This is a genomic window from Sphaerisporangium sp. NPDC049003 (assembly GCF_043197795.1).
Lineage (GTDB): Bacteria > Actinomycetota > Actinomycetes > Streptosporangiales > Streptosporangiaceae > Sphaerisporangium.
On record NZ_JBICTU010000048.1, the window covers coordinates 13,721 to 35,993 of the forward strand.

Here is a 22,273-nt window from a genome sequence, read left to right on the forward strand (position 1 = left end):
GGCAGGGCCACGCACTCGGCCGGAGTCAGGAGCTCGTGAGGATGACGAGCCGGTGGGTCGCTCGGGTCATCGCGACATAGCGGTCGACCGCTCCTTCGACGCCCCTGCCGAACGTCTCTGGGTCGACGAGCACGGCCAGGTCGAACTCAAGCCCCTTCGACAGCTCCGGGGTCAGCGACCGGACGCGGGACGTCGCCTGGAACGTGGGATCGCCGATGACGCAGGCGACCCCGTCGGCATGCGTGGCGAGCCAGGTGTCGAGGACCGAGCCCAGGTCCGAAACAGAGCCGTGTACGACGGGGACGCCGCCGCTGCGGATGGAGGCCGGCACGTTGGCGTCCGGGAGCACGGCCCGGATGACCGGCTCGGCCTCCGCCATGATCTCTTGCGGTGTCCGGTAGTTGACGCTCAGGGAGGCCAGGTTGATCCGGTCGAGCCCGATCCGCTCAAGCCGTTCCTGCCACGACTCCGTGAACCCGCGCCTTGCCTGGGCACGGTCCCCGACGATGGTGAAGCTCCGGGACGGGCAGCGGAGCAGCAACATCTGCCACTCCGCGTCGGTCAGTTCCTGGGCCTCGTCCACGACGATGTGCGCGAACGGTCCGGCGAGCAGGTCCGGTTCGGTGCCGGGAGGCGCGGTCTCGTCGACCAGGGCGTCCTTCAGGTCCTGTCCGCGCAGCATCGTCACCGCGCCTTCCCCGTCGTCATCGGCCTCCAGCAGGGCGTCGACGACCTTGGCCATGTGCTCGCGCTCGGCAGCGACGGAGGCGTCATGCCGACGCCTGCGCCGTGACGTCTCCGGGTCGCCGAGCCGCTGCCGTGCCGCGTCCAGGAGCGGCAGGTCGGACACCGTCCAGGCCTGGGCGTCCCCGCGTCGCAGCTTTCGAACGTCATCGGGGCTGAGCCAGGGGGCGCACATCCGCAGGTAGGCCGGTACCGACCACAGGTCTCCGACGAGGTCGGCCGCTTCGAGCAGCGGCCACGCGCGGTTGAAGGTCGTGAGCAGCTCCCTGTTCCGCAGCAGCGACCTGCGGAGCAGGTCAGCCGGGGCCTCGCCGTCGTGCTTGTCCACCAGGATCGTGAGCAGCTCCTCCCAGATCTGGTCGCGCGCCTCGTTGTGCGGAGTCCCGGGTTCTGGTGCTTCGAACGCCTCGGCCCAGTCGTCGGGGCTCAACCAGATGTCGGACCAGTGGGTCGTGACCGTCATCCCCTTGGTGGGCGGGTTCTCGTAGAACCTCACGGCCGCCTCGATCGCCTTCACCAGGTCCGCGGACGACTTCAGGCGGGCCACCTCCGGGTCGGTCTCCACCGCCGCCGCGGCTCCCTCGGCGACGAGGTCCCGCAGGGTGCAGGTCTGCACGCCCTCCTCTCCGAGGCTCGGGAGGACGTCGGCGACGTAGGCCAGGTAGGGCTGGTGCGGACCGACGAACAGCACGCCGCCCCGGTGGTGACCGAGGCGAGGGTCCGCGTAGAGGAGGTAGGCGGAGCGGTGCAGAGCGACGACGGTCTTCCCCGTACCCGGCCCGCCGTCGACGACGAGAGCGCCGCGGGAGCCCGCGCGGATGATGGCGTCCTGGTCGGCCTGGATGGTGCCGAGCACGTCTCGCATCCGGTCCGACCGGTTGCCGCCCAGGCTGGCGATGAAGGCGGACTGGTCGTCCAGCGCGGCGTGCCCTTCGAACCCGTCGGAGGTGAAGACCTCGTCCCAGTAGTCGCTGATCCGCCCGGCGGTCCAGCGATACCTGCGGCGGCTCGTCAGCCCCATCGGGTTGGCGTGGGTCGCTCCGAAGAACGGCTCGGCCGCGGGGGAGCGCCAGTCGAGCAGCAGCCGACGACCCGCGCTGTCCGTGAGGCCAAGTCGTCCGATGTACACGGGTTCGGGGTCGTCCGCGCTGACGATGTGCCCGAGGCACAGGTCCAGACCGAAGCGACGCAGCGCGCGCAGGCGAGCGGTCAGCCGGTGGATCTCCAGGTCCCGGTCCATCGCCTGCCGCCCTACGCCGCCGGGAGCCTTGCGTTCGGCGTCGAGGCGGTCGGACAGGTCGGCGATCGACCGCTCAAGGCTCGCCGCGATGGCCGCGAAGTGCCGCTCGTCGCCGGCGATCAGCGTCGGGTCGGCCTTGGGCGTGAGATGGCCGGGAAGGTCGAACGCGCTGGTGGTCAGGGAGTTCACGTCATCGGCTCCGATCTGAGGTGGACGAGGCGCTTTCCGGGCTCGGCGATCCGGGCGGTTCACGCGGGCACCGGCGGCCTTTCCCGGCTGACCGCGTCGAGCAGCATCGCCGCGGCCACCGTCGCCCCGTCGGTGCGGATCGTGCCGGCCACGGCCCTGGCTCGTGCTCGGACCTCGGGGGTCAGGGCCGTTCTGAGCGCTGCCGACAGGGACGCGGTGGTCGGAGCCGGACCGTCGTGTGCCGCGCCGATGCCCAGCTCGGCCATCCGGCCGGCCCAGTACGGCTGGTCCCCCGCCTGGGGCACCACCACCTGGGGCGCCCCGGCCCGGGCGGCCGTCGTCGTGGTGCCCGCGCCGCCGTGGTGCACGACGACGGCCACCCGGCCGAACAGTGCCTGCTGGTTGACCTCGCCGACGGCGAAACAGTCGTCCCGGTCGTCGATCAGGGCCAGGTCGGCCCAGCCGCGGCCCACCAGTACGCGGCGGCCCTGCGCGCGGATCGTCTCGATGGCCACCCGGGCGATGTCCTCCGAGACGCCGCGCATGCTGCCGAAGCCCGCGTACACCGGTGGCGACCCGGCGTCCAGGAACGCCTCCAACTCGGCCGGGAGCGGGCGCTCGTCCGGAAGGATCCACGCACCGGTGCGCACGACGTCGAGGTCAGGGGTCTCCCGCCACGGGCTCAGGGTCGGGTCCGCCGCCAGCCACGGGCGGCCGGTGAAGATGAAGTCGCGGACGTCGTCCACCGGCGGCAGCCCGATCGAGGCCCGGTGGGTGTTGAGCGCCTCGCCGTGCAACGCGTTGAAGCTCCGGGCGTTCAGCTCCCACAGCACCCGGTTGTCGGTCACCTCCGGTGGGGAGGACTCGCCGGGCAGCACCGGCGGCGGCGGCGCGTGGTGCGGCGACGGCAGCAGGAACGGGCAGAAGGTCGCGTACACGTAGGGGACGCCCAGCTTCTCGGCCACCGACCGCGAGGCGAAATGCGCCAACCCGGTCGCCAAGAGCGCGTCGCATCCCTCGGCCGCCGCGGCGACCGTGTCGAACAGCGCGGCCAGCTCGGACACGCGCCGGGACGCGCCGGCCGGCGACGACGGCCGCACCATCGACCCCATCGGCGAGCCGACCGGCACCAGCGGTACGCCGACACCGGCCAGCAGCTCGGCGAACTCCTTGTCAGGCGGCGCGCACACCCGCACGTCCGCACCGAGTTCCCGCAACCGCACGGCGAGTCCCGCCAGCGGTTCGACGTCCCCGCGCGACCCATACGTCGACAACAACACACGCATTCCGCATTCCCCGTTTCCGCAGGTTCCGGCCTCGGCCGACAATCCTGAGGCACGACCCGGGTCTTGCCGCAAGCCCCCCGGTGCGCTATACGTTGAGAGTGGCAAGGAGGGGGATCTCCTTGCCATCGCCTTTTGTCGTCCGCTGTGCTCGGACCCCTCTCGGCCCAGGTGAGGCACTTCAGGGCAGGTTCCACTCGTCGGGAGTCCAGCAGATAGCAGAGATCGTCGCGTCCGTCTGCTCTGTACCTTTTGGTTTACTTTGTAAAGAACGCCGCTATTGGCGCTAACCAGATTTCACCCCCTCAAACCCCCCACCAGCAGGGGGACCCGGTAGCGGAAGGCCCGGACGGGACCGGTCGTCTGCCGGTAGACGGCCGGTCCCGTCGGGGCCCTCTGTGGCGCGGACGGCGCGGGCGCCCGCCGCACGCAGGTACGCCAGCAGTTCGGGCGGCTCGTGCACCTGGAACTCGCAGCCGAGCATGAGCAGCCGGGAGGCCAGCCACTCCAGGGTGTCGGCGCGTCCGTGCAGGCGGCAGCTGTGCTCGTCGATCGGCTGGACCTCGCCCGGGGCGGTGCCGAGCCGCTGCGCTACCTGGCCGGCCGGAAGACGAATGGTCGCCAGCACCTCGTAGATGGGTGCCGACGAGTACAGCCTGTCGGTGATGAAGGCGGCCGCGTCCCGCTCGGTCGGCTCGCGGGGAGGGACCCGCACGCCGGTCGGCCGCGGATCACTGATTCGGTCGACGCGGAAGGACCGCCAATCGTCGCGATCGTTGTCGTACGCCAGGAGGTACCAGCGGTGTGCGACCGCCACCAGACGGTACGGCTCGACCAGGCGTCGGGTCTCGCTCCCGTCACCCGTCTGATAGGCGAACCGCAGGCGTTCGCGGTTGGCGGCGGCGCCGGCGAGCACCGTAAGGTTCCGCGGATCAACACCCGGCCCGTTCCCGGTCAGCATCGAGACCAGGACCGCGGCCAGCGCGGCGACCCGGTGCCGCAGCCGGGACGGCAGCACCTGCTCCAGCTTGGCCAGGGCCCGCACCGACGCCTCCTCCATGCCGTTCACCGGAGTCCCGGCCGCCATGCGCAGGCCGACCGCGATGGCCACCGCCTCCTCATCGTCCAGCAGCAACGGTGGCATGGCCTTACCTGCGGCGAGCCGGTAGCCGCCCACCGCCCCCATCGTCGCCCGCACCGGATAACCCAGCTCCCGCAGGCGATCGACATCCCGGCGGATCGTACGGGGGCTGACCCCCAGGCGCTCGGCCAGCTCGCTGCCGGGCCATTCGCGCGGGGTCTGCAACAAGGACAGCAGTTTGAGCAGTCGTGCGGGGGTGTCGCTCATGGGGTCCATCATGCCCGGCCATATCGGACAGGAACTGACCTACATGGTTCCTATTCTCGATCATGTCACCGCGACGCGCCACCCGGGCCTGCGGGAACGACGTGGCAGGACGCCGCCCGCCGCTGCGGCGGGCGTACCCGCTGAGGAGAGTCATGAGCACCGAGGTCCGCCCCTTCCGCATCGACATTCCCCAGGCAGACCTGGACGAGCTGCGCCACCGGCTGGCCCGCACCCGGTGGCCCCGGCAGCTGCCCGGCGAGGAGTGGAGGCGGGGCGTCCCCGCCGACTATCTCAAAGACCTGGCCGAATACTGGCGCAGTGGATACGACTGGCGCCGGCGTGAGGCGCGGCTGAACGAGTTTCCCCAGTTCATGACCGAGATCGACGGCCAGGACATCCACTTCCTGCATGTGCGCTCCCCCGAGCCGGACGCCCTGCCGCTCATTCTCACCCACGGCTGGCCGAACTCGTTCGTGGAGTTCACCGACCTCATCGGCCCCCTCACCGATCCTCGCGCGCACGGCGGCGACCCGTCTCAGGCGTTCCACGCCGTCGTGCCGTCGGTGCCCGGATTCGGGTTCTCCGCCCCGCCGCGCGAGACCGGCTGGAACGCCACGCGCGTGGCACGGATCTGGGCGGAGCTGATGCACCGCCTCGGATACGACCGCTACGGCACCCAGGGCGGGGACTTCGGCGCGTACGTCGCCCCGGAAGTCGCCAAGGTGGCCCCGGATCACGTGATCGGCGTCTATGTCATCAGCGGGCTTGGCTTCCCCACCGAAGACGATGTTCCCGAGATGACCGGCGACGAGCGGGCGGCCTACGCGCAGCTCCAGACGCAGGACTGGATGAGCGGCGTGGACCATCATGGGCTGCTGCGCGCGGCACCGCAGACCTTCGCCTACGGATGGCATGACTCCCCGGTCGCCGCGCTGGCATGGATGACGCAGAAGTTCAAGGAGTTCACCGCCGCCGCGAAACCGCCGAAGCAGGTGATCGATCGTGACCTGATCCTCACCAACGTGAGCCTCTACTGGCTCACCGGGACGTTGGGAACCTCATCCTGGCCCTACTACGACAGCACGGGCTTCGGCTGGCCGGAGGGTCAGACGGCGGCGCCGACCGGTGTGTACAGCGGACCGCCCGGAATCCGCCGGCTCGCCGAACGACACAACATCATCGTTCACTGGCCGGAAGGCAATGCAGGCGGCCACCACTTCGTCGCCATGGAGCAGCCCGATCACGTCGCCGCCGACATGCGCGAGTTCTTCGGCAAGGTCCGCTGACCTTCGTCCGCGGCCGCGTCTCTCACGCCCGGTGACGCGGCCGGCCCTGCCCCCTTTCGTCTGGGGACATGTCCGGAAGCGGAGGGCCGGGTTGCGCGGGTCGGCCTCGCGGGGGCTTCCGTGTCGTGCGCCGGCTCTCGCGGACAGGCGTAATCTCCCTGCAGAGACAACGCAAGATAGGGAGCTCCCTGATGGCCGATGACCCCACCGCTCCGAATCCCTTATCCGGGTCCGATGATCCGGCGTACATGTCGGAGGGTGCCGGCAGGTTGAGCGCGGCGCGCATCAACACCACCGTGCCGCACTCGGCGCGGATCTGGAACTACTTACTGGGTGGGAAGGACAATTACCCCGTCGACCGTCTGGCGGGTGACAAGGTGGGGGAGGTCTTCCCGGGCATGGTCGACATCGCCCGGCATTCGCGGTACATGCTTGCTCGGGCCGTGCGTTTCCTTGCCGGTGAGGCGGGCATCCGCCAGTTCCTGGACATCGGTACCGGGTTGCCGACCGTGGACAACACCCACGAGGTGGCCCAGCGGGTGGCGCCGGAGTCGCGCATCGTCTACGTCGACAACGACCCCTTGGTGCTGGTGCACGCCCAGGCGTTGCTCACCAGTACGCCTGAGGGGGCCACCGACTATATCGAGGCGGATGTGCGCGACCCTGAGTTCATTCTCGGCGCCGCCGCGAAGACGCTGGACTTCACCCAGCCGACCGCGCTGATGCTGATGGGCATCCTGGGTCTTGTCCGTGACCATGACGAGACGCGTTCGATTGTGAACCGGTTGATGGCCGCTCTGCCCTCGGGTAGTTATCTGGCGCTGTACGACGGCTCCGACACCGACCCGGCGTACGTCCAGGCGATGCGGCGCCACAATTCGGGGAACGGCGTGGTCGCGTACACGCCCCGGAGCCCGGAGAAGATCGCCGCTTACTTCGAGGGGCTGGAGTTGCTGGAGCCTGGTGTCGTGCCGGTGACGCGGTGGCGTCCGGAGCCGAGCCCTTGGGGAGAGGCTCCCGAGGTCGCCTGTGCGGGCGGGGTCGCCCGTAAGCCGTAGGCTCAGGGGGAGCACATCCTCCTTGGGTGGCGTTGTACATCATGGCCGCGTGAGCGGTGGGAGCCTGCCGGCTCAGTGGACTCGGTCGTAGACCATGGCGATCTCGCCCAGTTCGCCGGTCTCCTGGTGGGTGAGCGTCCACTTCGAAGCCGGCAGGCTGTCGTCGAACAGTCGCCGCCCACCCCCGGCGATCTCGGGGAAGATCATGAGGTACAGCCGGTCGAGTAGGTCTGAGCCGTCCGAGCAGGTCACCCTGCGGCCGGTCGAGTTGGTCATTTCGTGCTCCTTGTGCCGGTGTCGTGCCCGGCGTCGTCGGTGCTGTCGGAGTCCGCGGCGAGGGTGGCCGCGAGCTTGTCGAGGCTCTGACCGAAGCCGATCTCGATGCCTGCGATGAAGTCCGCGGAGCCGGCTGTGCTGTCGGTGATCCGGAAGTGGACGTCGAGGTCTGTGCCGGTGTCGGTGGGCTGGGGCCCGAGGTCGAGGTGAGCGGTGAAGGCGATGCCGCCGTCGGGAAGCAGCGGGGAGAGCCGGTAGGCGAGGCGCTCACCGGGGCGTACGTCGTCGACGACTCCCTGCGCGCGCCCGGCGATCAGGTCGGAGCCGTCGGCGTCCTCGGCATCGCGGTACTCATGGACGATCCGCGCACCCGGTCGTAGGTCTCGCGAGGGCCATCGGCCTGGTCCGCGGTGTCGGCGAGCCGGCTGAGCGCGGTCGCCAGCTCCCGCAGGGGAGCGGGACGGAGCGCGTAGACGCGGCGCTGTCCGGTGCGCTGGGAGGTGACGACGCCGGCGCGCTCAAGGGCCTGCAGGTGCTTGGTCGTCTGCGGCTGGCGCGCCTCGGCGAGCTTGGCGAGGACACCGACCGGCCGGGGCCGCTCGGCCAGCAGGCTCACGAGCCGCCAGCGGGCCGGGTCGGCCAGTGCGGTGAGGAGTGCGTCCATGAGAAAAGTATTCACCATGGAGAATATTCGTGTCAGGGAATATCTAGGGGATGGTCAGGCGGTGAGCCCCCTGGTGACGCCGGCCCGGTGGGGTCTTCCCACCGGGCCGGGTCGGGAAAGCCGGGCGTGTCCACGCTAGGCAGGTCTGGTGGACGCGAGGACTTCGAGGTAGTGCGGGTTGTACATGACGCCCAGCACGTTGCCGAACGGGTCGAGCACCGCGGCGGTGACGAACCCGGTGTCCCCGCGCGGCGTGATCGGCTGGTACTCCTTGGCGCCCATCGACAGCAGTCGCTCCACGGTCGCGTCGAGGTCGTCGACGTGCCAGTACATGACGGCGCCGCCGGGCTCGGCCGCCGCGCCGGGCGGCGCGTAGGCGCGGTCGATGATGCCGAGCTCGTCCTCGTGGTCGCCGAGGCGGAACTCGGCGTAGGCCGGGCGTCCGTCGGGGCCCGACCGCAGGAAGTAGGCCTCCACGCCCAGGAACTCCGTGTACCAGGTCACGGCCGCCGCCACGTCGTCCGCCCAGAAGCTGATCGTGCTGAATCCTCGCAGGCTCACGCTGGGTCCTTCCTCGTCGTCGCTTCCTGCTTCACGCTAGTGGGCATTGAGGAACCCCTGATTCCTCAATGCGGGGCGGGTCCAGAGAGTTTCAGGCGACCTGGGGCACGCCCCGGCGGGGCAAGCGGCGGATGGAGTGATGTTCCAACTGGCCGCTGGGTTTGGATTATCTTTCCGTTCTTCGCGTTGTGTTCATCGCCGGTTCGTTTGGGCGGCCTAACGTCCCCTGCGTGGTCGAAACAGCTTCTACCAGTGTGAACGTGCTTGAACTGATCCGCTCGTCGGTGCCGGACCTGTCGCCGTCGGAGCAGCGGGTCGCACGGACGGTGCTCGCCGCGCCACTTGAGGTGATCCATCGCTCGGTGACCCAGATGGCTCAGGAGTCGGGCAGCTCGGTGGGGAGCGTCATGCGCTTCTGCCAGAGCCTCGGGCTGCGGGGTTTCCAGGACCTCAAACTGCGGCTGGCCCGCGAGTCCATCCCGGCCGAGCGACAGCTGCTGGCGGAGGTGGCCTCGGATGACGGGCCGGCCGAGGTCGCGCAGAAGGTACTCGCCGGTTCGGCGGTCGCCCTTCAAGACGCGGCGCAGACCGTCGACACCGACCGGCTGGGCGCGGTCGCGGAGCTTCTCACGAGGGCGCCGCGGATCCTGTTCATCGCGGTCGGCACCTCCGCCCCGCTGGCCGCCGATGTGGCCTACCGGCTCACCACGATCGGCCTGCCCGCGTCGTTTCCGGCCGACGTGCATGTTCAGCACGTGACGTCACGCATGCTACGCCCAGGCGACGTCTGCTTCGGGATCTCCCACACCGGGTCGACCACCGAGACGCTCGCTTCCGTGCGCGCCGCCCGGCAGAGCGGGGCCACGACCGTCGCGCTCACCAGCTTCGCCAGCTCCCCGTTGACCGAGCTCGTCGACCACCTGCTGGTCGCGGGGAGTAGAGAGACCGCGTACCGCATCGAGTCGATGACCAGCAGGGTCGTCCACCTGGTCGTACTGGACGCGATCTTCACCCTGATAGCGCTGCGAAGCCGCACCGGCAATGAGGCTCTGGCAGCCACCGCCGATGCCCTCACCGACCATCGGATCTGAAGGAACACCATGATCGGATATGTCGTCGATCATCTGGGCCGTCCGCGTGCGGGAGTGACCCTGAGCGACGGGATCACCCTCACCACCACCTCCGCCGACGGAAGGTTCCAGATCGTCCCCCAAGGTCCGTTCGTCTTCCTCACCCGTCCGGCAGGCTGGACCTGCGCGCCCTGGTTCGTGCCCGCCGCGACCGCCGAGGCGACCTTCACGCTGACACCCGACGACCAGCCCGACGTCTACCGGTTTGTCCATATCTCTGATACGCACATCAGCACAGACAACGGTGCGAAGCTCTACCAGGAACCAGTCGAGATGGGCAGCCGCGACGGGCTGGCCGAGTTCCTGAGGAGCCTGCCCGAGCGAGTGCCGGGAGTGCACTCGGTGATCGCCACCGGCGACCTGACCGATTCGGGAGTGGACGCCGAGTACGAGGCGCTCCGCCTCGCCGTACACGACAGCCCCGTTCCCGTGCATCTGCTGCCCGGAAACCACGACCACATGGCGGGAAGGCAAGGGTTCGCGACCTCCCGCAACAACTACTTGATCAACACCGGAGACCCCTCGGGCTATGAGCGCAACGTAGGTCCGCGTTGGTACTCCTTCGACCTGCCGGGCCTGCACGTGGCGGCGCTCGACTGGCACACCCACGAACTGGGCCTGGATCATGAACTCCAGGACGCCTGGCTGCGCGCCGACCTGGAGTCGCTCGCCGCGGGGACGCCGTGGATCCTGCTCAGCCACGACCAGCCCGGCCTGTCGATCCTGGAAGGCCTGCCGCACCAGCCGCTGGCCACCTTCTCCGGCCACTGGCACACCTCAAGGGTCGTTGAGGTCGGCGGAACGCTGCACGTCAACACGCCCACGCCGCTCTTCGCGGGCCTGGACTACAGCCCGCCGTCCTACCGGGTGGTGACCTGGGACGGCGAGCGGATCACGCTGGAGACCCGAGCGGTCGCCCCCGCCGGTCTTGAACGCTCCACCTTCTCCGCGCCGATCCACGCCGTGGCGGTGCCCCGCGCGGCTCGGTGGCGGCACCAGCTTCCCGGTTCCGGACAGCGGGCCGCCGTCCGCGTCGCCGAAGACCTGGTCCTGTCCGCTGTCGTCGACGAGGACAGAGCCGCGGGCGGGGTCGACGCGATCGATCTGGCCGACGGATCGCTGCGGTGGCGTACGGCACTGCGTTCGGCGGTCAAGGGGACGCCCGCGGTCCACGCGGACGTGGTCATCGCGGTCGAGGTGTCAGGCGACGTCGTCGGCCTGGATCTTGCCGACGGGACGGAGCGGTGGCGTACCACCTCACCCGATCCGCTGCGGAGGTTCGCTTTCACCCCGCCCGTCGTGGCCGGCGACCTGGTCATCGTGGGTGACCTGGCGCACCTGCGCGCACTCGACGCCCGTACGGGCGAGCCGCGCTGGGAGCGCACGGACCTGGCCCCGCACATCAACCTGGTCGGCAACGCGGCCCCGGTCGTGTCCGGAGACCTCGTCCATGTAGGCAGCCTGGGCGTCCCGCCCACCATGATCTGCCTGGAGGTCACCACCGGCGCCACCGTCTGGCCGACCGGCTACTCGACCGTCTCGCTCGCCGATCGGCTGCGGCAAGACGCCTCCCCGGTCGGCACGCCGCTCCTCGACGAGGGCGACCTGTACATCCCGACCAGCAAAGGCGTCGTCAAGGTGGACGGCGGAAGCGGTGAGGTCCTGTGGCAGGTGCGCAACCGCAGGGGGTTCGTGCCGACGACTCCAGTGGCGGTGCCGCACGGCATCGCGGTCGTGGACGGGGGCACCGACCTGGTGCTGTTGAACAGGAGGGATGGCGCGGAGATCTGGCGGACCACCTTCCAGGCCGCCGGCCCCTTCTCCATGACCAGCTACGGGGTCACACCGCACCCGGTCTTCGCCTCTCCCTCACCGGTGACCGTGGATGGTACGGAGCTCCTGCTGGTGCCCGGCCTCGACGGGCGGATCCACGTGGCCATCGCGCGGACCGGAGAGCGTCGCGACGACATCGAATTGGATGTTCCGATCGCCGCGTCCCTGGCGGTGGCGGGCGATACGTTGCTGGCCGTCGGCGTCGACGGCGGCGTGCTCGCGATCGATCGGCGGGTACTGGGATGACCTCCGATGCGTCGGCGCCGCCGCCGCGCGACCTCTGTGACGTCGTCCGTACCGATCTCGGCCTTGCCGGGCGCGTGGCCGGGGCGCGGGCACCGTCTGCGGGCCGGCAGGTCACGATCTCCTGCGACCCCTGGCGCTCCGCATCTCTTCGGCGACCGCTTCCTTGGCTCCGCCGCCGGACTTCCCCTCCTCGAAAGCAGCTTCTCCACCTCATGACCCACCTCAGCGACATGCTCGTGCTGTTCGACGTGAACGGCACCCTCATGGACGACACCCACCGCGCGCACGCCGCCACCAACGATGTCCTGTCCAGCAGGCGCATCGCCCTTCTGTCCTTGGAGGAGTTCCTCGACCGGTTCCGCCTGCCGCTGCTGGATTTCCTCACCGACCTGGGCGTCTCCGACACCGGCCTCGCGCTCGAGGAATGGAACCGTGGCCTCGCCGACCGCGAGGCACCCGCTCGCGCCGGGGCCGAGCGGCTCCTTCGGGGCCTGCGCGCCGCCGGCGCCCGTGTGGGCGTCGTCTCCGCCGCGGCCGCCTCAGCCGTCCATGGCGACCTTGACCGCACCGGACTCGCCCCTTACCTGGACGTCATCGTCACCGACGCCGACGACAAGATCGCACACCTGGACGCCCACCGCGCGAATCACGCGAGGCTCGTCTATGTCGGGGACACCGAGTACGACATAGCCTGCGCCCGCACCGCCGGCTACATGGCCATCGCCGTCACCGGTGGTTACCGTTCGGAATCCCTCCTCCAGGCCGCCCGCCCCGACGCGATCATCAACGGTCTGGGCGAGCTGCCGCGCGTCCTTGGGCACGAGGCCACGGACGTCACCCCATACGGCTCGGCACCAGGCACCGGGACCGGCGGCAACGGCTTCCGGTTCTGAGCACATCCTCTATCGGCAGGAGATTCAAGACACATGCGCGTACACCACCTCAACTGCGGCACCCTGAATATCCAGGGCATCCCACTCGTGACCCACATCCTGGCCGTCGAGACCGACCAGGGCTTGGTGCTCGTGGACACCGGCTTCGGCACCGCCGACGTCGCCGACCCCGCCGGGAGGCTCGGGCCGCTCCGCCTCCTGTTGAACCCGGCGTGCTCACCCGCCGAAACCGCGATCACCCAGATCCGTTCGCTCGGATACACCTCCGATGACGTCAGGCACATCGTGCTGACCCATCTGGACCTGGACCACATCGGCGGACTGGCCGACTTCCCGGACGCTGTCGTGCACACCACCGCCGCTGAACAGCAGGCCGCCATGATCACCCCGGACGAGGTGGAGAAGCAACGCTACCGGCCGGTCCAATGGGCCCATCGTCCCAGCATTTCGGCCTACGAAGGCCCAGGGGAGCCGTGGCGTGGCTTCATCGGCGCCTATCAGGTCAACGGGCTCGACGACCGATTCGCGCTCATTCCCATGCCCGGCCACACCCGGGGCCACGCCGCCGTCGCCATCGACCTCGGAGATGGCAGGCTGCTCCTGCACGCAGGCGACGCGATCTTCGACGGCAGCAGCGCGAACCTCACAGACCACGCCGGACGCCCGTTGGAACTCCGGCCGGAGCTCCGGCAGTTCGAACAGCAGGCCGCCATCGACCCCGGTGCCATCGCCGCCAACCACCGCCGGCTCTCCGAGCTCAACACCGAGCCCGGCGTCGAGATCGTCTGCTCTCATGACCCCCGCGTCCTCGCCGCGGCGACAGCTCTGCGCTCCGGCCTGTCCGCCGAAGCTGGCGCCCCTCTGATGAGGCCATAGCGGAGTCCTCTTCGTCACGGAGGAGAGCATCGGCAGCGTAACGGGGGTCATCTCGCCGGTTGACCCCGGTGCGTCGCCGCATCGGGGTCACCGGGACCGCCGCATCACCGTGGGCCCAGTGGCCGCCTCTTGGGCGATCGACCGCGCCCGCCATGAGGCCACCGGCTTCTCCGAGTAGTCCCGGCGTGCGGGAACCGCCAACGGACCTACGAAGGTGGGCCCTGCTGGGCGGCGGCGTGGAGTTCCGCGGTGACCGCGCGCTCGCGTAGCTGGGCGGATTCGGCGCGAAGGGTCTCGGTCTGCGCCCGCAGGTCCGCGACGCGGGCCCGTTCCACCTCAAGGAGCGCGGCCAGCCGGTCGCGCTCGGCGGTCGCGGCGCGCTCACGTTCCCGCGCTTCGGACGTCTCGGCCGCCGCTTTCCGCTCGGCGGCCTGGACGTGGGCCGCCGCCTGGCGTTCGGCGTCCACGGCCCGCGCGCCGGCCTGGGCGGCGCCGGCCGCGGACCGGGCGGCCTCGCCCATCGCCTCCGCGCGGGCCTGTTCGGCGGCCTCGGCTCGGGCCTGCGCCCGGCCGCGTTCGGCGTCGGCGGCCTGTGCGCGCGCGATCGCTCCGGCGGCGGCCTGCTCGGCCTCCACCCGGGCGCGGCGGGCCAGCTCGGCCTCGGTTCGCGCCGCGTCCCGCTCGGCTGACGCCTGCTCGGCGGCCTGCCGGGCCTGCTGGGCCTCGGCGCGCGCGTTCTTCGCCTCTGCGCCGGCGGCCTCGACCTTCTCGGTCATCTCGCGTACGGCCTGGTCGCGGGCGGCTTCGGCTGTGATGGCGCGCCGGTTGGCCTCCTCGGCCGCCTGCTTGGCGTGTCGCTCGGTGGTGGCCGCCTCCCGGAGGGCCGCCAGTGCCTGCTCGCGTGCGTTCTCGGCGTCCGACAGGGCGGTGTCGCGCTCGGCGAGTGCCTCGCGTACCTGCTCGCGCATGCTCTCGCGTTGCCTGCGCGCGTGCTCGGTGGCCTCGCGTGCCAGCCGTACCTGCTCGAAGGCCTGCTCTCGCTCGGTGCGGGCGATGGCCACGCGGGTGTGCGCCTCGGCCTGGACCGCGCTGAGCTTGGCCTCGACCCCGGCCGGGCTGAGCTCGTCGGCCAGCACCTGCGCCAGCGGGGCGATGGCCGCCGCCAGGCCCTTTTCCATCCGGTCGTACAGGTCTTCGGCGCGGGCGAGGGTGCCTTCGAGGCCGGGGGTGGCGCGGCGCAGCTCGCGTGCCCGTTTGGCCGCCGCCTGGCAGTCGTTCTGCGGGCAGTACTCCTTGGGCCGGCCGCGGCCGGCCCGCCGCTCGATCGCCGCGCCGCAGTGCTTGCACGGCGTCACTCCCGCCGCCCCGGCTTCCTCGGTCGCGTCCTCCAGGGCATCGCCGCGCGAGCCTTGCCCGCCACTTCTCGCCTTCACCGCCACAGCCGGACTCTAACAGATTTTAATTTTCAGAAATTAAAAATCAGAAAAGATGATCCGTTGCGTGTCGATCGTCTTGCGAAACTCACGAGAAGAAGACTTCCCACAAGTTACTTCGAGCCCGGCCGTCCCCTTGCCGTGCGAGTACAGCTACACGGCGATCTTGAACGTCACGCCGGCGGGCGGGCGAGTTTGGCGGCCACGGCGTCCAGGACCCAGTCCAGGCCGGTCGCGAAGGACGCCTCGGCGTCCACCTCCGTGCCGTCGTACACGGCCTTGGCTCGGCCCCCTCGACGTTCAGTGGGGGCGGGGCGTGACGGTGGTAGTGCCGGGGACCCGGGACGGCGTGCTGGTACGTTTCGCGGACGGGCGACAGGAGACGTTCGACCTCGTGATCGGCGCGGACGGCGCCTGGTCCCGGGTACGCCCGGCGATCTCGTCCGCGACGCCGCACTACACCGGCGTCACCTCGGTCGAGACCTCCCTGGACGACGTCGACACCCGCCACCCCGACCTCGCCCGGATGATCGGCGACGGTTCCATGGCTGTGTACGGTGTGAACCGCGCCCTCGTCGCCCAGCGCAACAGCGGCGGCCACATCAAGGTGTACGCCCAGTTCCGCGCGCCGCTGGACTGGCACACGAACCTGAACCGGCGCGCGGCCCTGGACCTGGCCGACGCCGAGGCCGTGCGATCAAGCCTGCTGGCTCTGTTCGACGGCTGGGCCGCTCCCGTCCTCGACCTCCTCCGCCACGGAACCGCTTTCGTCCACCGCCCCCTCCACGTCCTGCCCGTGTCCCACACCTGGGCCCAGGTCCCCGGGGTGACGCTACTGGGCGACGCCGCCCACCTGATGCCCCCATTGGGGGTGGGCGCGAACCTCGCGATGCTGGAAGGCGCCGAGTCCGTCGCCGCCGCCCCCGGCGATCTGGACGAGGCCGTCCGCGCCTTCGAGGTACAGATGTGGGCACGGGCAGGCAGGTGGGCGAAGATCACGACGGCCGGTCTGGAACGCCTCGTGAGCCCAGACCCCACCCAAGCCCTCGCCTTCTTCGACGAAGTTCAGCCGTCCTGACCGCCAAAGCGCGAGACCACCAGCGGTTCGCCACGGTTTCACGGGTCGGAATAGGGGATGCCCTGTGATCCGCCGCCTTGATCGCGTACGGCGGCCGGTATCCCCGGCTTGTGCGGTGTCCGGCCGCCGTACGCGTTTCTGTTCACGAGTCCGCAGTTCGGGTACGCGCTGTGTTCGGCCGGCTTGGGGCGAGCCGAGGCCGGCCGGTTCCCCCTGAGGTCAGCAGCTGCTCTGGCTCTGGTGTGTCACCACGGCTCGCTGATTGTTGGAGACCTTGATCCATAGGCCGCCAAGTCCCCGGCGGTCGTAGATGCGGTCCCCCTGGCTCGGGCCGGGGAAGGTGAACATCGACACGGCGTAGCACCAGCCGGCATCCACGCGGAAGGTGTCCCAGTCCTGCCCGGACGGGCTGTTGTCGCCCGCGTAGATCCACATGAACCCTTGGTCGACGTTGTCAGACTTGCAGTTCCAGATGGCGTTGTCGGCCTTGGGCGCGCTGTCGCCCCAGCACCAGTTACGCGCGATGTACACACTGGTCTGCGATTGGTTCCACGTTTCGGAACAGCCGAAATTGCACTGACCGAGAGTGGTGACCGCGTCGGACTCCGCGCCGGCGACCCCGGGCGAGGCGGTGGAGATCGCCAGCAACAGCGTCAGGACCGTCGTGAGTCGTCGTGTTCGCATTGGAGTTTCCCCTCGTTCGCGGTGGCCAGGACGGTTGCCGGCACTCAGTGCTTCACCGGGGCAGCCGCGACCCAGATGTCGAGCATGGTTCTGCCGGGATGTGGCAGGACCGGTGAGGCCCCTCCAGCGAACCAGCCGCGGCGGTCCGAGCGGCAGGCGCTCGACCGGCGGTTGAGCGGCGGTTAAGCTGCGGGCGGCGCGGACAAGATCAGGTACCGTGGCCCGGCGGGAAGGGGATCGATGTTCGGCGAGGTGCTGCGTGACTTCCGGGTTCGGGCACTGCTCACGCAGGAGGAGCTGGCCGCGTTGTCCGGCGTCAGCGAGCGGCAGATCCGCGAGATCGAGTCCGGCCGCGTCGCGGTGCCCCGGTCCAGCACCGTCCGGGTACTCGCCGAAACGCTGAAACTGTCCCCGTCGGACCGGGCCGCCTTCCAGCTCGCCGCGCAACCGGACGCCGGACGGTCGCCGGTCCCCGCGCGGCCGGACACGGGACTCGCGCCGGTGCCCTCGCAGTTACCCGCCGGCGTCGACGGATTCACCGGCCGGACCGAGGCGCTGCGCGCGCTCGACTCGGCCACGGCCGCGGTGGTCACGGTCTCCGGCCCCGCAGGCGTGGGCAAGACCTCACTGGCCGTGCACTGGTCCCGCCAGGTCGCGCCGCGCTTCCCGGACGGCCGGCTGTATGTGGACCTGCGCGGTTTCTCCCGCCACGCCGCGGCCGATCCGGCCGAGGTGATCCGCGGATTCCTGGACGCTCTCGGGCTGCCGCCCGACCGCATCCCACCCGGCTTCGAGGCGCAGGTGGCGCTCTACCGCAGCCGGTCCGCAGGCCGCCGCCTGCTGGTCGTGCTCGACAACGCCCGCGACGCCGACCAGGTCCGGGCCGCTGCTGCCCGCCGGCCCGGACGCCCGTACGGTCGTGACCAGCCGCCGGCAGCTCACCGCCCTGGTCGCCGAGACCGGTGCCGACGCGCTGACGCTGGACGTCCCGGGCATCGAGGAGGCGGTAGAGCTGCTCGGCCACCGGCTCGGCACCGGCGGCCGATCGCACCCGGGGGCCGGGGACGGTGACGGTGAGGCCGTGGCCGCGATCGCGACCGCCTGCGGACGGCTCCCGCTGGCGTTGGCGCTGGTCGGTGCGCGGGCGCGGCTCACCGGGTTCCCGCCCGCGATGATCGCCGCGGAGCTGCGTCACCCGGGCGGCCGGCTCGCGGCCCTCGACATCGGCGCCGTGTTCTCCTGGTCCTACGACGCGCTGGGCCCGGAGGCCGCGCGGCTGTTCCGGCTGCTCGGGCTCGTCGCGGGCGCCGACCTCGCGGTGACGGCCGCGGCCGCGCTGGCCGGCCGGGCGCTGCCGGAGGTCCGGCGGACACTGGCCGAGCTGGCCCACGCCAGCCTGGTCACCGAGTACGCGCCCGGCCGCTACCGGATGCACGACCTGCTGCACGTCTACGCCGGCGAGCGCGCCCGGGCCGATGAGTCCGAGACCGAGCGGCAGGCGGCGCTGACCCGGCTGCTCGACCACTACACCCACACCGCCTACCACGCCGAGCTGGTGCTGAATCCGGTGCGGGCGCCCATCCCGATGTCCCTCGGCACGCCCGCCGACGGGGCCGAGCCGAAACGCGTGTTCGACGTCCCGGCCGCCCTGGAATGGCTGGAGACCGAGCACGCGGTGCTGCTGACCGCGCTGCGGCAGGCGGAGGCCGAGGGCATGCACCGGCACGCCTGGCAGCTGAGCTGGGCGCTGGACACAGTCCTGAACGACCGGCGGCGCTGGCATGACGAGGGGGCTGCGTGGGCGGTGGCGCTGCGCGCGGCGACCGCTCTGACCGACCAGCCGGCGGCGGCGCACGCGCACCGCTTCCTTAGCGCGGTGAACGGCCGGCTCGACCGGTTCGACGACGCGCACGCCCACATGCGGCAGGCGCTCGAACTGAGCCTCGCCGCCGGAGACCGGGCGGGCGAGGCCGAGAGCCGCTTCGTGCTGTCGTATGTGCACTGGCTCCAAGGCGACGGCGAGCGTGCGCTCGACCAGGCCGAGCAGGCGTTGTCGCTCTTCGACGAGCTCGACGACCCGCTCTGGGCGGGCAAGGCCAGCCTCGCGGTGGGCTGGTACCACTCCGAGCTCGGCGCCTACCAGGAGGCGCTGCCGTTCCACGTGCGAGCGCTGGAGTTGCAGCAACGGGCGGGCGACCGGGCCAACGAGGTGGTCACCCTGGACACGCTGGGCCTGCTCCACCAGCGGCTGGGCGACCCGGAGACCGCGATCCGGCACTACGAGCGAGGACTCCGGCTGGCCGGCATGATGAACAGCGCCGGGTTGCGGGCCCAGCTTCTCGGGCATCTCGGCGACGCGAGCGAGGCGACCGGCGACCCGCGCACGGCCCGCGAGCGCTGGCTGGAGGCGTACGAGATCTTCCGCGACCTCGGCCATCCACAGGCCGCCGACCTGCGCCGCAAACTCCAGTCCCCAGACCCGGCGTAGCCGGTCGTGGTCGGAGTCCGGCCGCCCGGCCGGAGTCGGCGGTCTCGACTGTCAGTTCATCCCTTCGTCTATAGGGTTGGCGGCATGGCGCTGCGACTTGTCCAGGTGAACGTCAAAGCCCGGGATGACTCGGCGCTCGGCCGGTTCTGGGCGGAGGCGCTCGGCTGGGGTGTTTTCAGCGGAGAACCCGGTGCGACCAGCGTTAGGCCCCTGGGTTCCGCCTGGCCGGCCCCCGACGCCGTCTGCGTCGACGTCATCGCCGTCCCGGACCCCGAAACAGTGAAAGACCGCGTGCACATCGAACTCGCCACCACTTCTGCGACCCATCACGCGGAGTTGGTCGCGCGCCTGAAGGAGCTCGGCGCGACGCCCGCCGATGTGGGCCAAGGCGACCTCCCGTGGACGGTTCTGGCCGACCCGGAAGGCAACGCGTTCTGCGTCCTCGGCCCGGCCTGACGCGGAGCCTCCCCGCTCCGCCACGCTCATGCCACCGGACTCATCAACGCCGGCGTCTCCATGGAAATGCGGCGCCGTCCGGTCGATGTCGCTCATCGACCCGACAGCTCAATCGGCTTGTTGGTCGCGGACCGGAATCGGCTCAGCTAGCGCGGCGCGCCCGGGAGGCGCGGGGAATGGGTCGGCGAAGTACTGGGTCTCGTGCGTTACGCGGCCATCGGTGATCTCCATGACGCTGAGCGAGTAGGTGGGCACGCCGTCATAGGTGATCACGCACTCGCTCACCCAAAGGTCGCCGCCGCCCAGGATCCGGCGGATGGTGAAGTGGCGTTCGGCCGGGTGTCCGCCGCGTTGCGCTTGGATCCTTGACCGGCCTCTGAAGCGTTCGCCCGACTGCGGGTAGTCCAGGATCGCGTCTGCGGCGTAGATCTCGTGCTCAGCGTCGACGTCCCCGCGTTCGGAGGCCTCCCAGTGCCGCTGGAGCCGATCCCGGATATCGGCTTGAGGATCACTTGCGCTGTTCACCGTCAGCCCCTCAGACCAGAAGGAATGTCACTGGCTCGCATGACAGATATTACCCGGGGGTTCTCGTGCGGCTTGGGACCGCGCTGGTCAAAGCCACATGGCCGCGCAGCGGTTCAGCCGTGGGTCAAGATCCTGGAGGCCGACGACCGGGTACAGGAAGCGTTTCGTCGGTGCGGCGTACGGCGACGTGGTGGGTGTCCCACAGCGCCGAGAGCTCCTCGCTGCGGGTGCGGAGCCGGCCCCGATTCCGGTGCGGCGGTCACGTGGAGGGGTGGTGGAAGTAGTGGCCCTTGCCGAGGTCGTCGAGGAGCCCCGGACGCGCCGGCTGCCACCCGACCAGCTCGCGGGTCAGCGCGCTGGAGGCCGGGACGTCGGCCGCGAGGAAGCCGGCCAGCCAGGCGAAGTGCTCGGCTGCGTCGGTGGGAGAGATGGAGACCACCGGCAGGTTCAGATGGCGGCCGATGACCTCGGCGATGTCGCGGATGGGCACGCCCTCGTCCGCGACGCCGTGCAGCGTCGATCCCGCGGGGGCCTTGTCCAGCGCGAGGCGGAACAGGTGCGCGGAATCGAGTCGGTGCACGGCGGGCCAGCGGTTGGTCCCGTCGCCGATGTAGCCGGAGACGCCCTTGTCGCGGGCGATGCCGACCAGGGTCGCCATGAAGCCGTGATCTCCTTCGCCGTAATTGGTCGGGGGTAGTCGCACGATCGACGAGCGCACGCCGCGGGAAGCGAAGGAGAGCGCCAGCTCGGCGGTGGCCGACCGGGTCCCCGGGCCGCCGCCCTGAGCGGCCACAGCCGGGCCGGGGCCGTGCCCGTCGCGTTCGGTCGCCACACGCCCGGGTGCGACCCCGCCCGTCCCGGAGGCGATGACGAGCGGTCGGTCAGAACCCACGAGCGCCTCGCCGAACGTCTCGACGGCGCGGCGATCCGCATCGGCGGCGCCCTGGAAGTCCCCCGAGAAGGCGATGTCGTGCTTGAACGCGAGGTGGATCACGCCATCGGACGCGGCAGCCGCGCTCCGCAGGCTGCCGAGATCGTCAAGGGTGCCGCGATGCACCTCGGCCCCGGCCGCGGTCAGGGCCGCTGCCGAGGCATCTGAGCGAGCGAGCCCGACGACCTGATGGCCCGCGCCGATGAGCTCGGGAACGAGCGCGGAGCCGATCCAGCCGGACGCGCCGGTAACGAAAACACGCATGGGAAACCTCCGGGTAAGTCGGCCGTCGCCGGTGCGGGGCTCGCGCGAGGACCAGCCGATGTCAGTTCCTGTCATCAACCTAGCACCCGATGTCAGCCCCTGCCATCACGTATGATCGCGGCATGCGATGGGAGCCGAACGCGCGCGGGCGCCTCGAACAGGCGGCGCTGGAGCTCTACAGCGAGCGCGGGTTCGAACAGACCACCGTGGCGGAGATCGCCAAGCGGGCGGGGCTCACGGAGCGAACGTTCTTCCGGCACTTCGCCGACAAGCGCGAGGTCCTGTTCCCTGGCGCGAGCCCGCTGGAGGAGTTCTTCGTGAACACCCTCGCCGGCACTCCTGAATCCGCGGCGCCGATCGACGCGATGGCCACGGTCCTCGAAGCCGTCGCCGCGCTGTTCCAGGACCGCCGTGAACTGGCCCGGCGCCGCCAGGCCGTCATCGCCGCCAACGCCGAGCTGCAGGAACGCGAGCTGATCAAGCTCGCGTCCTTGTCCGCGGCACTCGCCGACACGTTGCGCCTGCGCGGCGTCACAGAACCGGCCGCGAGCCTGACCGCCGAGGCGGGGGTCGCCGTCTTCAAGATCGCGTTCGAACGCTGGATCAGCGAATCCAACACGCATGACCTCTGCCGGCTCATCCGGGAGTCTCTCGACGAACTGAAGGCCGTGACCGCGGGCAAGTGATCGTCGGCGGCGGCCGGTGCGCTGGAAGGCCCACGCGCGGGTTCGGCGCGACGAGCGCACCCCTCCGACGTGCGAGTTCCGGAGTCGGACCGTCGTGTCCG

The 22,273-nt window shown here is 70.6% G+C and carries 21 protein-coding genes and 1 pseudogene; 12 read left to right on the forward strand and 10 right to left on the reverse strand.

What is annotated here, in order from left to right; all coding sequences use genetic code 11:
• Nucleotides 1-25: 25 nt before the first annotated feature.
• The 3 genes from helR to ACGFIV_RS33845 all read right to left on the reverse strand — a co-directional run bounded on the left by helR (nt 26) and on the right by ACGFIV_RS33845 (nt 4,804).
• Nucleotides 26-2,173, reverse strand: a complete 2,148-nt coding sequence (helR, locus tag ACGFIV_RS33835) for an RNA polymerase recycling motor ATPase HelR (RefSeq protein ID WP_392839093.1) — start codon at nt 2,171-2,173, stop codon at nt 26-28.
• Between the two features lie 59 nt (nt 2,174-2,232).
• A complete protein-coding gene (locus ACGFIV_RS33840; RefSeq protein WP_392839095.1) occupies nt 2,233-3,459 on the reverse strand; it encodes a glycosyltransferase in 1,227 nt (408 codons plus the stop codon).
• A 283-nt stretch (nt 3,460-3,742) separates the two neighbouring features.
• Nucleotides 3,743-4,804, reverse strand: a complete 1,062-nt coding sequence (locus tag ACGFIV_RS33845) for a helix-turn-helix transcriptional regulator (RefSeq protein ID WP_392839097.1) — start codon at nt 4,802-4,804, stop codon at nt 3,743-3,745.
• A gap of 152 nt (nt 4,805-4,956) precedes the next feature.
• Between ACGFIV_RS33845 and ACGFIV_RS33850 the strand changes: the two genes are divergently transcribed.
• Complete coding sequence (locus ACGFIV_RS33850; protein ID WP_392839100.1) at nt 4,957-6,090, forward strand: epoxide hydrolase family protein; 1,134 nt, start codon at nt 4,957-4,959, stop codon at nt 6,088-6,090.
• A gap of 248 nt (nt 6,091-6,338) precedes the next feature.
• The gene (locus ACGFIV_RS33855; protein WP_358558932.1) at nt 6,339-7,148 is read left to right on the forward strand and encodes an SAM-dependent methyltransferase; all 810 of its coding nucleotides are present in this window, start codon (nt 6,339-6,341) and stop codon (nt 7,146-7,148) included.
• Nucleotides 7,149-7,220: 72 nt separating this feature from the next.
• Here the strand turns inward: ACGFIV_RS33855 and ACGFIV_RS33860 are convergent, their stop codons facing one another.
• Nucleotides 7,221-7,424 (reverse strand): hypothetical protein, encoded by a 204-nt coding sequence (locus ACGFIV_RS33860; RefSeq protein WP_358558918.1) that lies wholly within the window; start codon nt 7,422-7,424, stop codon nt 7,221-7,223.
• A gap of 23 nt (nt 7,425-7,447) precedes the next feature.
• On the opposite strand from ACGFIV_RS33860, the gene ACGFIV_RS33865 reads away from it, so the two are divergent.
• Entirely contained in the window at nt 7,448-7,804 is a 357-nt protein-coding gene (locus ACGFIV_RS33865) for a hypothetical protein (RefSeq protein WP_392839102.1), read from the forward strand.
• On the opposite strand, the gene ACGFIV_RS33870 is transcribed toward ACGFIV_RS33865, so the two are convergent.
• Nucleotides 7,738-8,088: a metalloregulator ArsR/SmtB family transcription factor gene (locus ACGFIV_RS33870; protein WP_358558914.1), complete on the reverse strand. Its 351-nt coding sequence runs from the start codon at nt 8,086-8,088 to the stop codon at nt 7,738-7,740. The two genes, ACGFIV_RS33865 and ACGFIV_RS33870, sit on opposite strands and share 67 nt — an antisense overlap.
• A 135-nt stretch (nt 8,089-8,223) precedes the next feature.
• The gene (locus ACGFIV_RS33875; protein WP_358558912.1) at nt 8,224-8,649 is read right to left on the reverse strand and encodes a VOC family protein; all 426 of its coding nucleotides are present in this window, start codon (nt 8,647-8,649) and stop codon (nt 8,224-8,226) included.
• 260 nt (nt 8,650-8,909) lie between these two features.
• Between ACGFIV_RS33875 and ACGFIV_RS33880 the strand changes: the two genes are divergently transcribed.
• From ACGFIV_RS33880 to ACGFIV_RS33895, 4 genes are all read left to right on the forward strand, one after another.
• Nucleotides 8,910-9,740, forward strand: a complete 831-nt coding sequence (locus tag ACGFIV_RS33880) for a MurR/RpiR family transcriptional regulator (protein ID WP_358558911.1) — start codon at nt 8,910-8,912, stop codon at nt 9,738-9,740.
• Between the two features lie 9 nt (nt 9,741-9,749).
• Nucleotides 9,750-11,858, forward strand: a complete 2,109-nt coding sequence (locus tag ACGFIV_RS33885; protein ID WP_392839105.1) for a PQQ-binding-like beta-propeller repeat protein — start codon at nt 9,750-9,752, stop codon at nt 11,856-11,858.
• A gap of 212 nt (nt 11,859-12,070) precedes the next feature.
• On the forward strand, nt 12,071-12,751 hold the full coding sequence (locus ACGFIV_RS33890) for an HAD family hydrolase (protein WP_392839107.1): 681 nt from the start codon (nt 12,071-12,073) through the stop codon (nt 12,749-12,751).
• 33 nt (nt 12,752-12,784) lie between these two features.
• Nucleotides 12,785-13,627 carry an MBL fold metallo-hydrolase gene (locus ACGFIV_RS33895; protein WP_358558905.1) on the forward strand — a complete coding sequence of 281 codons (843 nt, stop codon included), beginning with the start codon at nt 12,785-12,787 and terminating at the stop codon, nt 13,625-13,627.
• Nucleotides 13,628-13,833: 206 nt separating this feature from the next.
• On the opposite strand, the gene ACGFIV_RS33900 is transcribed toward ACGFIV_RS33895, so the two are convergent.
• On the reverse strand, nt 13,834-15,066 hold the full coding sequence (locus ACGFIV_RS33900) for a hypothetical protein (protein WP_392839109.1): 1,233 nt from the start codon (nt 15,064-15,066) through the stop codon (nt 13,834-13,836).
• 310 nt (nt 15,067-15,376) lie between these two features.
• On the opposite strand from ACGFIV_RS33900, the gene ACGFIV_RS33905 reads away from it, so the two are divergent.
• Entirely contained in the window at nt 15,377-16,138 is a 762-nt protein-coding gene (locus ACGFIV_RS33905; RefSeq protein WP_358556496.1) for a hypothetical protein, read from the forward strand.
• Between the two features lie 219 nt (nt 16,139-16,357).
• On the opposite strand, the gene ACGFIV_RS33910 is transcribed toward ACGFIV_RS33905, so the two are convergent.
• The gene (locus ACGFIV_RS33910; RefSeq protein WP_358556493.1) at nt 16,358-16,822 is read right to left on the reverse strand and encodes a hypothetical protein; all 465 of its coding nucleotides are present in this window, start codon (nt 16,820-16,822) and stop codon (nt 16,358-16,360) included.
• Between the two features lie 240 nt (nt 16,823-17,062).
• Here ACGFIV_RS33910 and ACGFIV_RS33915 point away from each other — a divergent pair, with 240 nt between their 5' ends.
• The 3 genes and pseudogenes from ACGFIV_RS33915 to ACGFIV_RS33925 all read left to right on the forward strand — a co-directional run.
• Entirely contained in the window at nt 17,063-17,893 is an 831-nt protein-coding gene (locus ACGFIV_RS33915; RefSeq protein ID WP_392839112.1) for a helix-turn-helix domain-containing protein, read from the forward strand.
• Between the two features lie 643 nt (nt 17,894-18,536).
• On the forward strand, nt 18,537-19,310 hold the full coding sequence (locus ACGFIV_RS33920) for a tetratricopeptide repeat protein (protein WP_392839133.1): 774 nt from the start codon (nt 18,537-18,539) through the stop codon (nt 19,308-19,310).
• Nucleotides 19,311-19,394: 84 nt separating this feature from the next.
• Nucleotides 19,395-19,760 (forward strand): annotated as a pseudogene (locus ACGFIV_RS33925) (VOC family protein); the annotation flags it as partial.
• 114 nt (nt 19,761-19,874) lie between these two features.
• Here ACGFIV_RS33925 and ACGFIV_RS33930 read toward each other — a convergent pair.
• On the reverse strand, nt 19,875-20,291 hold the full coding sequence (locus tag ACGFIV_RS33930) for a nuclear transport factor 2 family protein (RefSeq protein ID WP_392839114.1): 417 nt from the start codon (nt 20,289-20,291) through the stop codon (nt 19,875-19,877).
• Nucleotides 20,292-20,550: 259 nt separating this feature from the next.
• Nucleotides 20,551-21,486 carry an SDR family oxidoreductase gene (locus ACGFIV_RS33935; RefSeq protein ID WP_392839116.1) on the reverse strand — a complete coding sequence of 312 codons (936 nt, stop codon included), beginning with the start codon at nt 21,484-21,486 and terminating at the stop codon, nt 20,551-20,553.
• A 122-nt stretch (nt 21,487-21,608) separates the two neighbouring features.
• On the opposite strand from ACGFIV_RS33935, the gene ACGFIV_RS33940 reads away from it, so the two are divergent.
• Nucleotides 21,609-22,172, forward strand: coding sequence for a TetR family transcriptional regulator (locus ACGFIV_RS33940; RefSeq protein WP_392839118.1), 564 nt, complete (start codon nt 21,609-21,611; stop codon nt 22,170-22,172).
• Nucleotides 22,173-22,273: the final 101 nt, after the last annotated feature.

Bases quoted from the DNA above. Each gene is read 5' to 3' on its own strand.
- ACGFIV_RS33850 (WP_392839100.1), top strand. From the start codon at position 4,957: ATGAGCACCGAGGTCCGCCCCTTCCGCATCGACATTCCCCAGGCAGAC.
- ACGFIV_RS33915 (WP_392839112.1), top strand. From the start codon at position 17,063: ATGTTCGGCGAGGTGCTGCGTGACTTCCGGGTTCGGGCACTGCTCACG.
- ACGFIV_RS33855 (WP_358558932.1), top strand. From the start codon at position 6,339: ATGTCGGAGGGTGCCGGCAGGTTGAGCGCGGCGCGCATCAACACCACC.
- ACGFIV_RS33920 (WP_392839133.1), top strand. From the start codon at position 18,537: ATGCACCGGCACGCCTGGCAGCTGAGCTGGGCGCTGGACACAGTCCTG.
- ACGFIV_RS33910 (WP_358556493.1), bottom strand. From the start codon at position 16,822: ATGCGAACACGACGACTCACGACGGTCCTGACGCTGTTGCTGGCGATC.
- ACGFIV_RS33895 (WP_358558905.1), top strand. From the start codon at position 12,785: ATGCGCGTACACCACCTCAACTGCGGCACCCTGAATATCCAGGGCATC.
- ACGFIV_RS33935 (WP_392839116.1), bottom strand. From the start codon at position 21,486: ATGCGTGTTTTCGTTACCGGCGCGTCCGGCTGGATCGGCTCCGCGCTC.
- ACGFIV_RS33840 (WP_392839095.1), bottom strand. From the start codon at position 3,459: ATGCGTGTGTTGTTGTCGACGTATGGGTCGCGCGGGGACGTCGAACCG.
- ACGFIV_RS33890 (WP_392839107.1), top strand. From the start codon at position 12,071: ATGACCCACCTCAGCGACATGCTCGTGCTGTTCGACGTGAACGGCACC.
- ACGFIV_RS33845 (WP_392839097.1), bottom strand. From the start codon at position 4,804: ATGAGCGACACCCCCGCACGACTGCTCAAACTGCTGTCCTTGTTGCAG.
- ACGFIV_RS33870 (WP_358558914.1), bottom strand. From the start codon at position 8,088: ATGGACGCACTCCTCACCGCACTGGCCGACCCGGCCCGCTGGCGGCTC.
- ACGFIV_RS33940 (WP_392839118.1), top strand. From the start codon at position 21,609: ATGCGATGGGAGCCGAACGCGCGCGGGCGCCTCGAACAGGCGGCGCTG.
- ACGFIV_RS33860 (WP_358558918.1), bottom strand. From the start codon at position 7,424: ATGACCAACTCGACCGGCCGCAGGGTGACCTGCTCGGACGGCTCAGAC.
- ACGFIV_RS33885 (WP_392839105.1), top strand. From the start codon at position 9,750: ATGATCGGATATGTCGTCGATCATCTGGGCCGTCCGCGTGCGGGAGTG.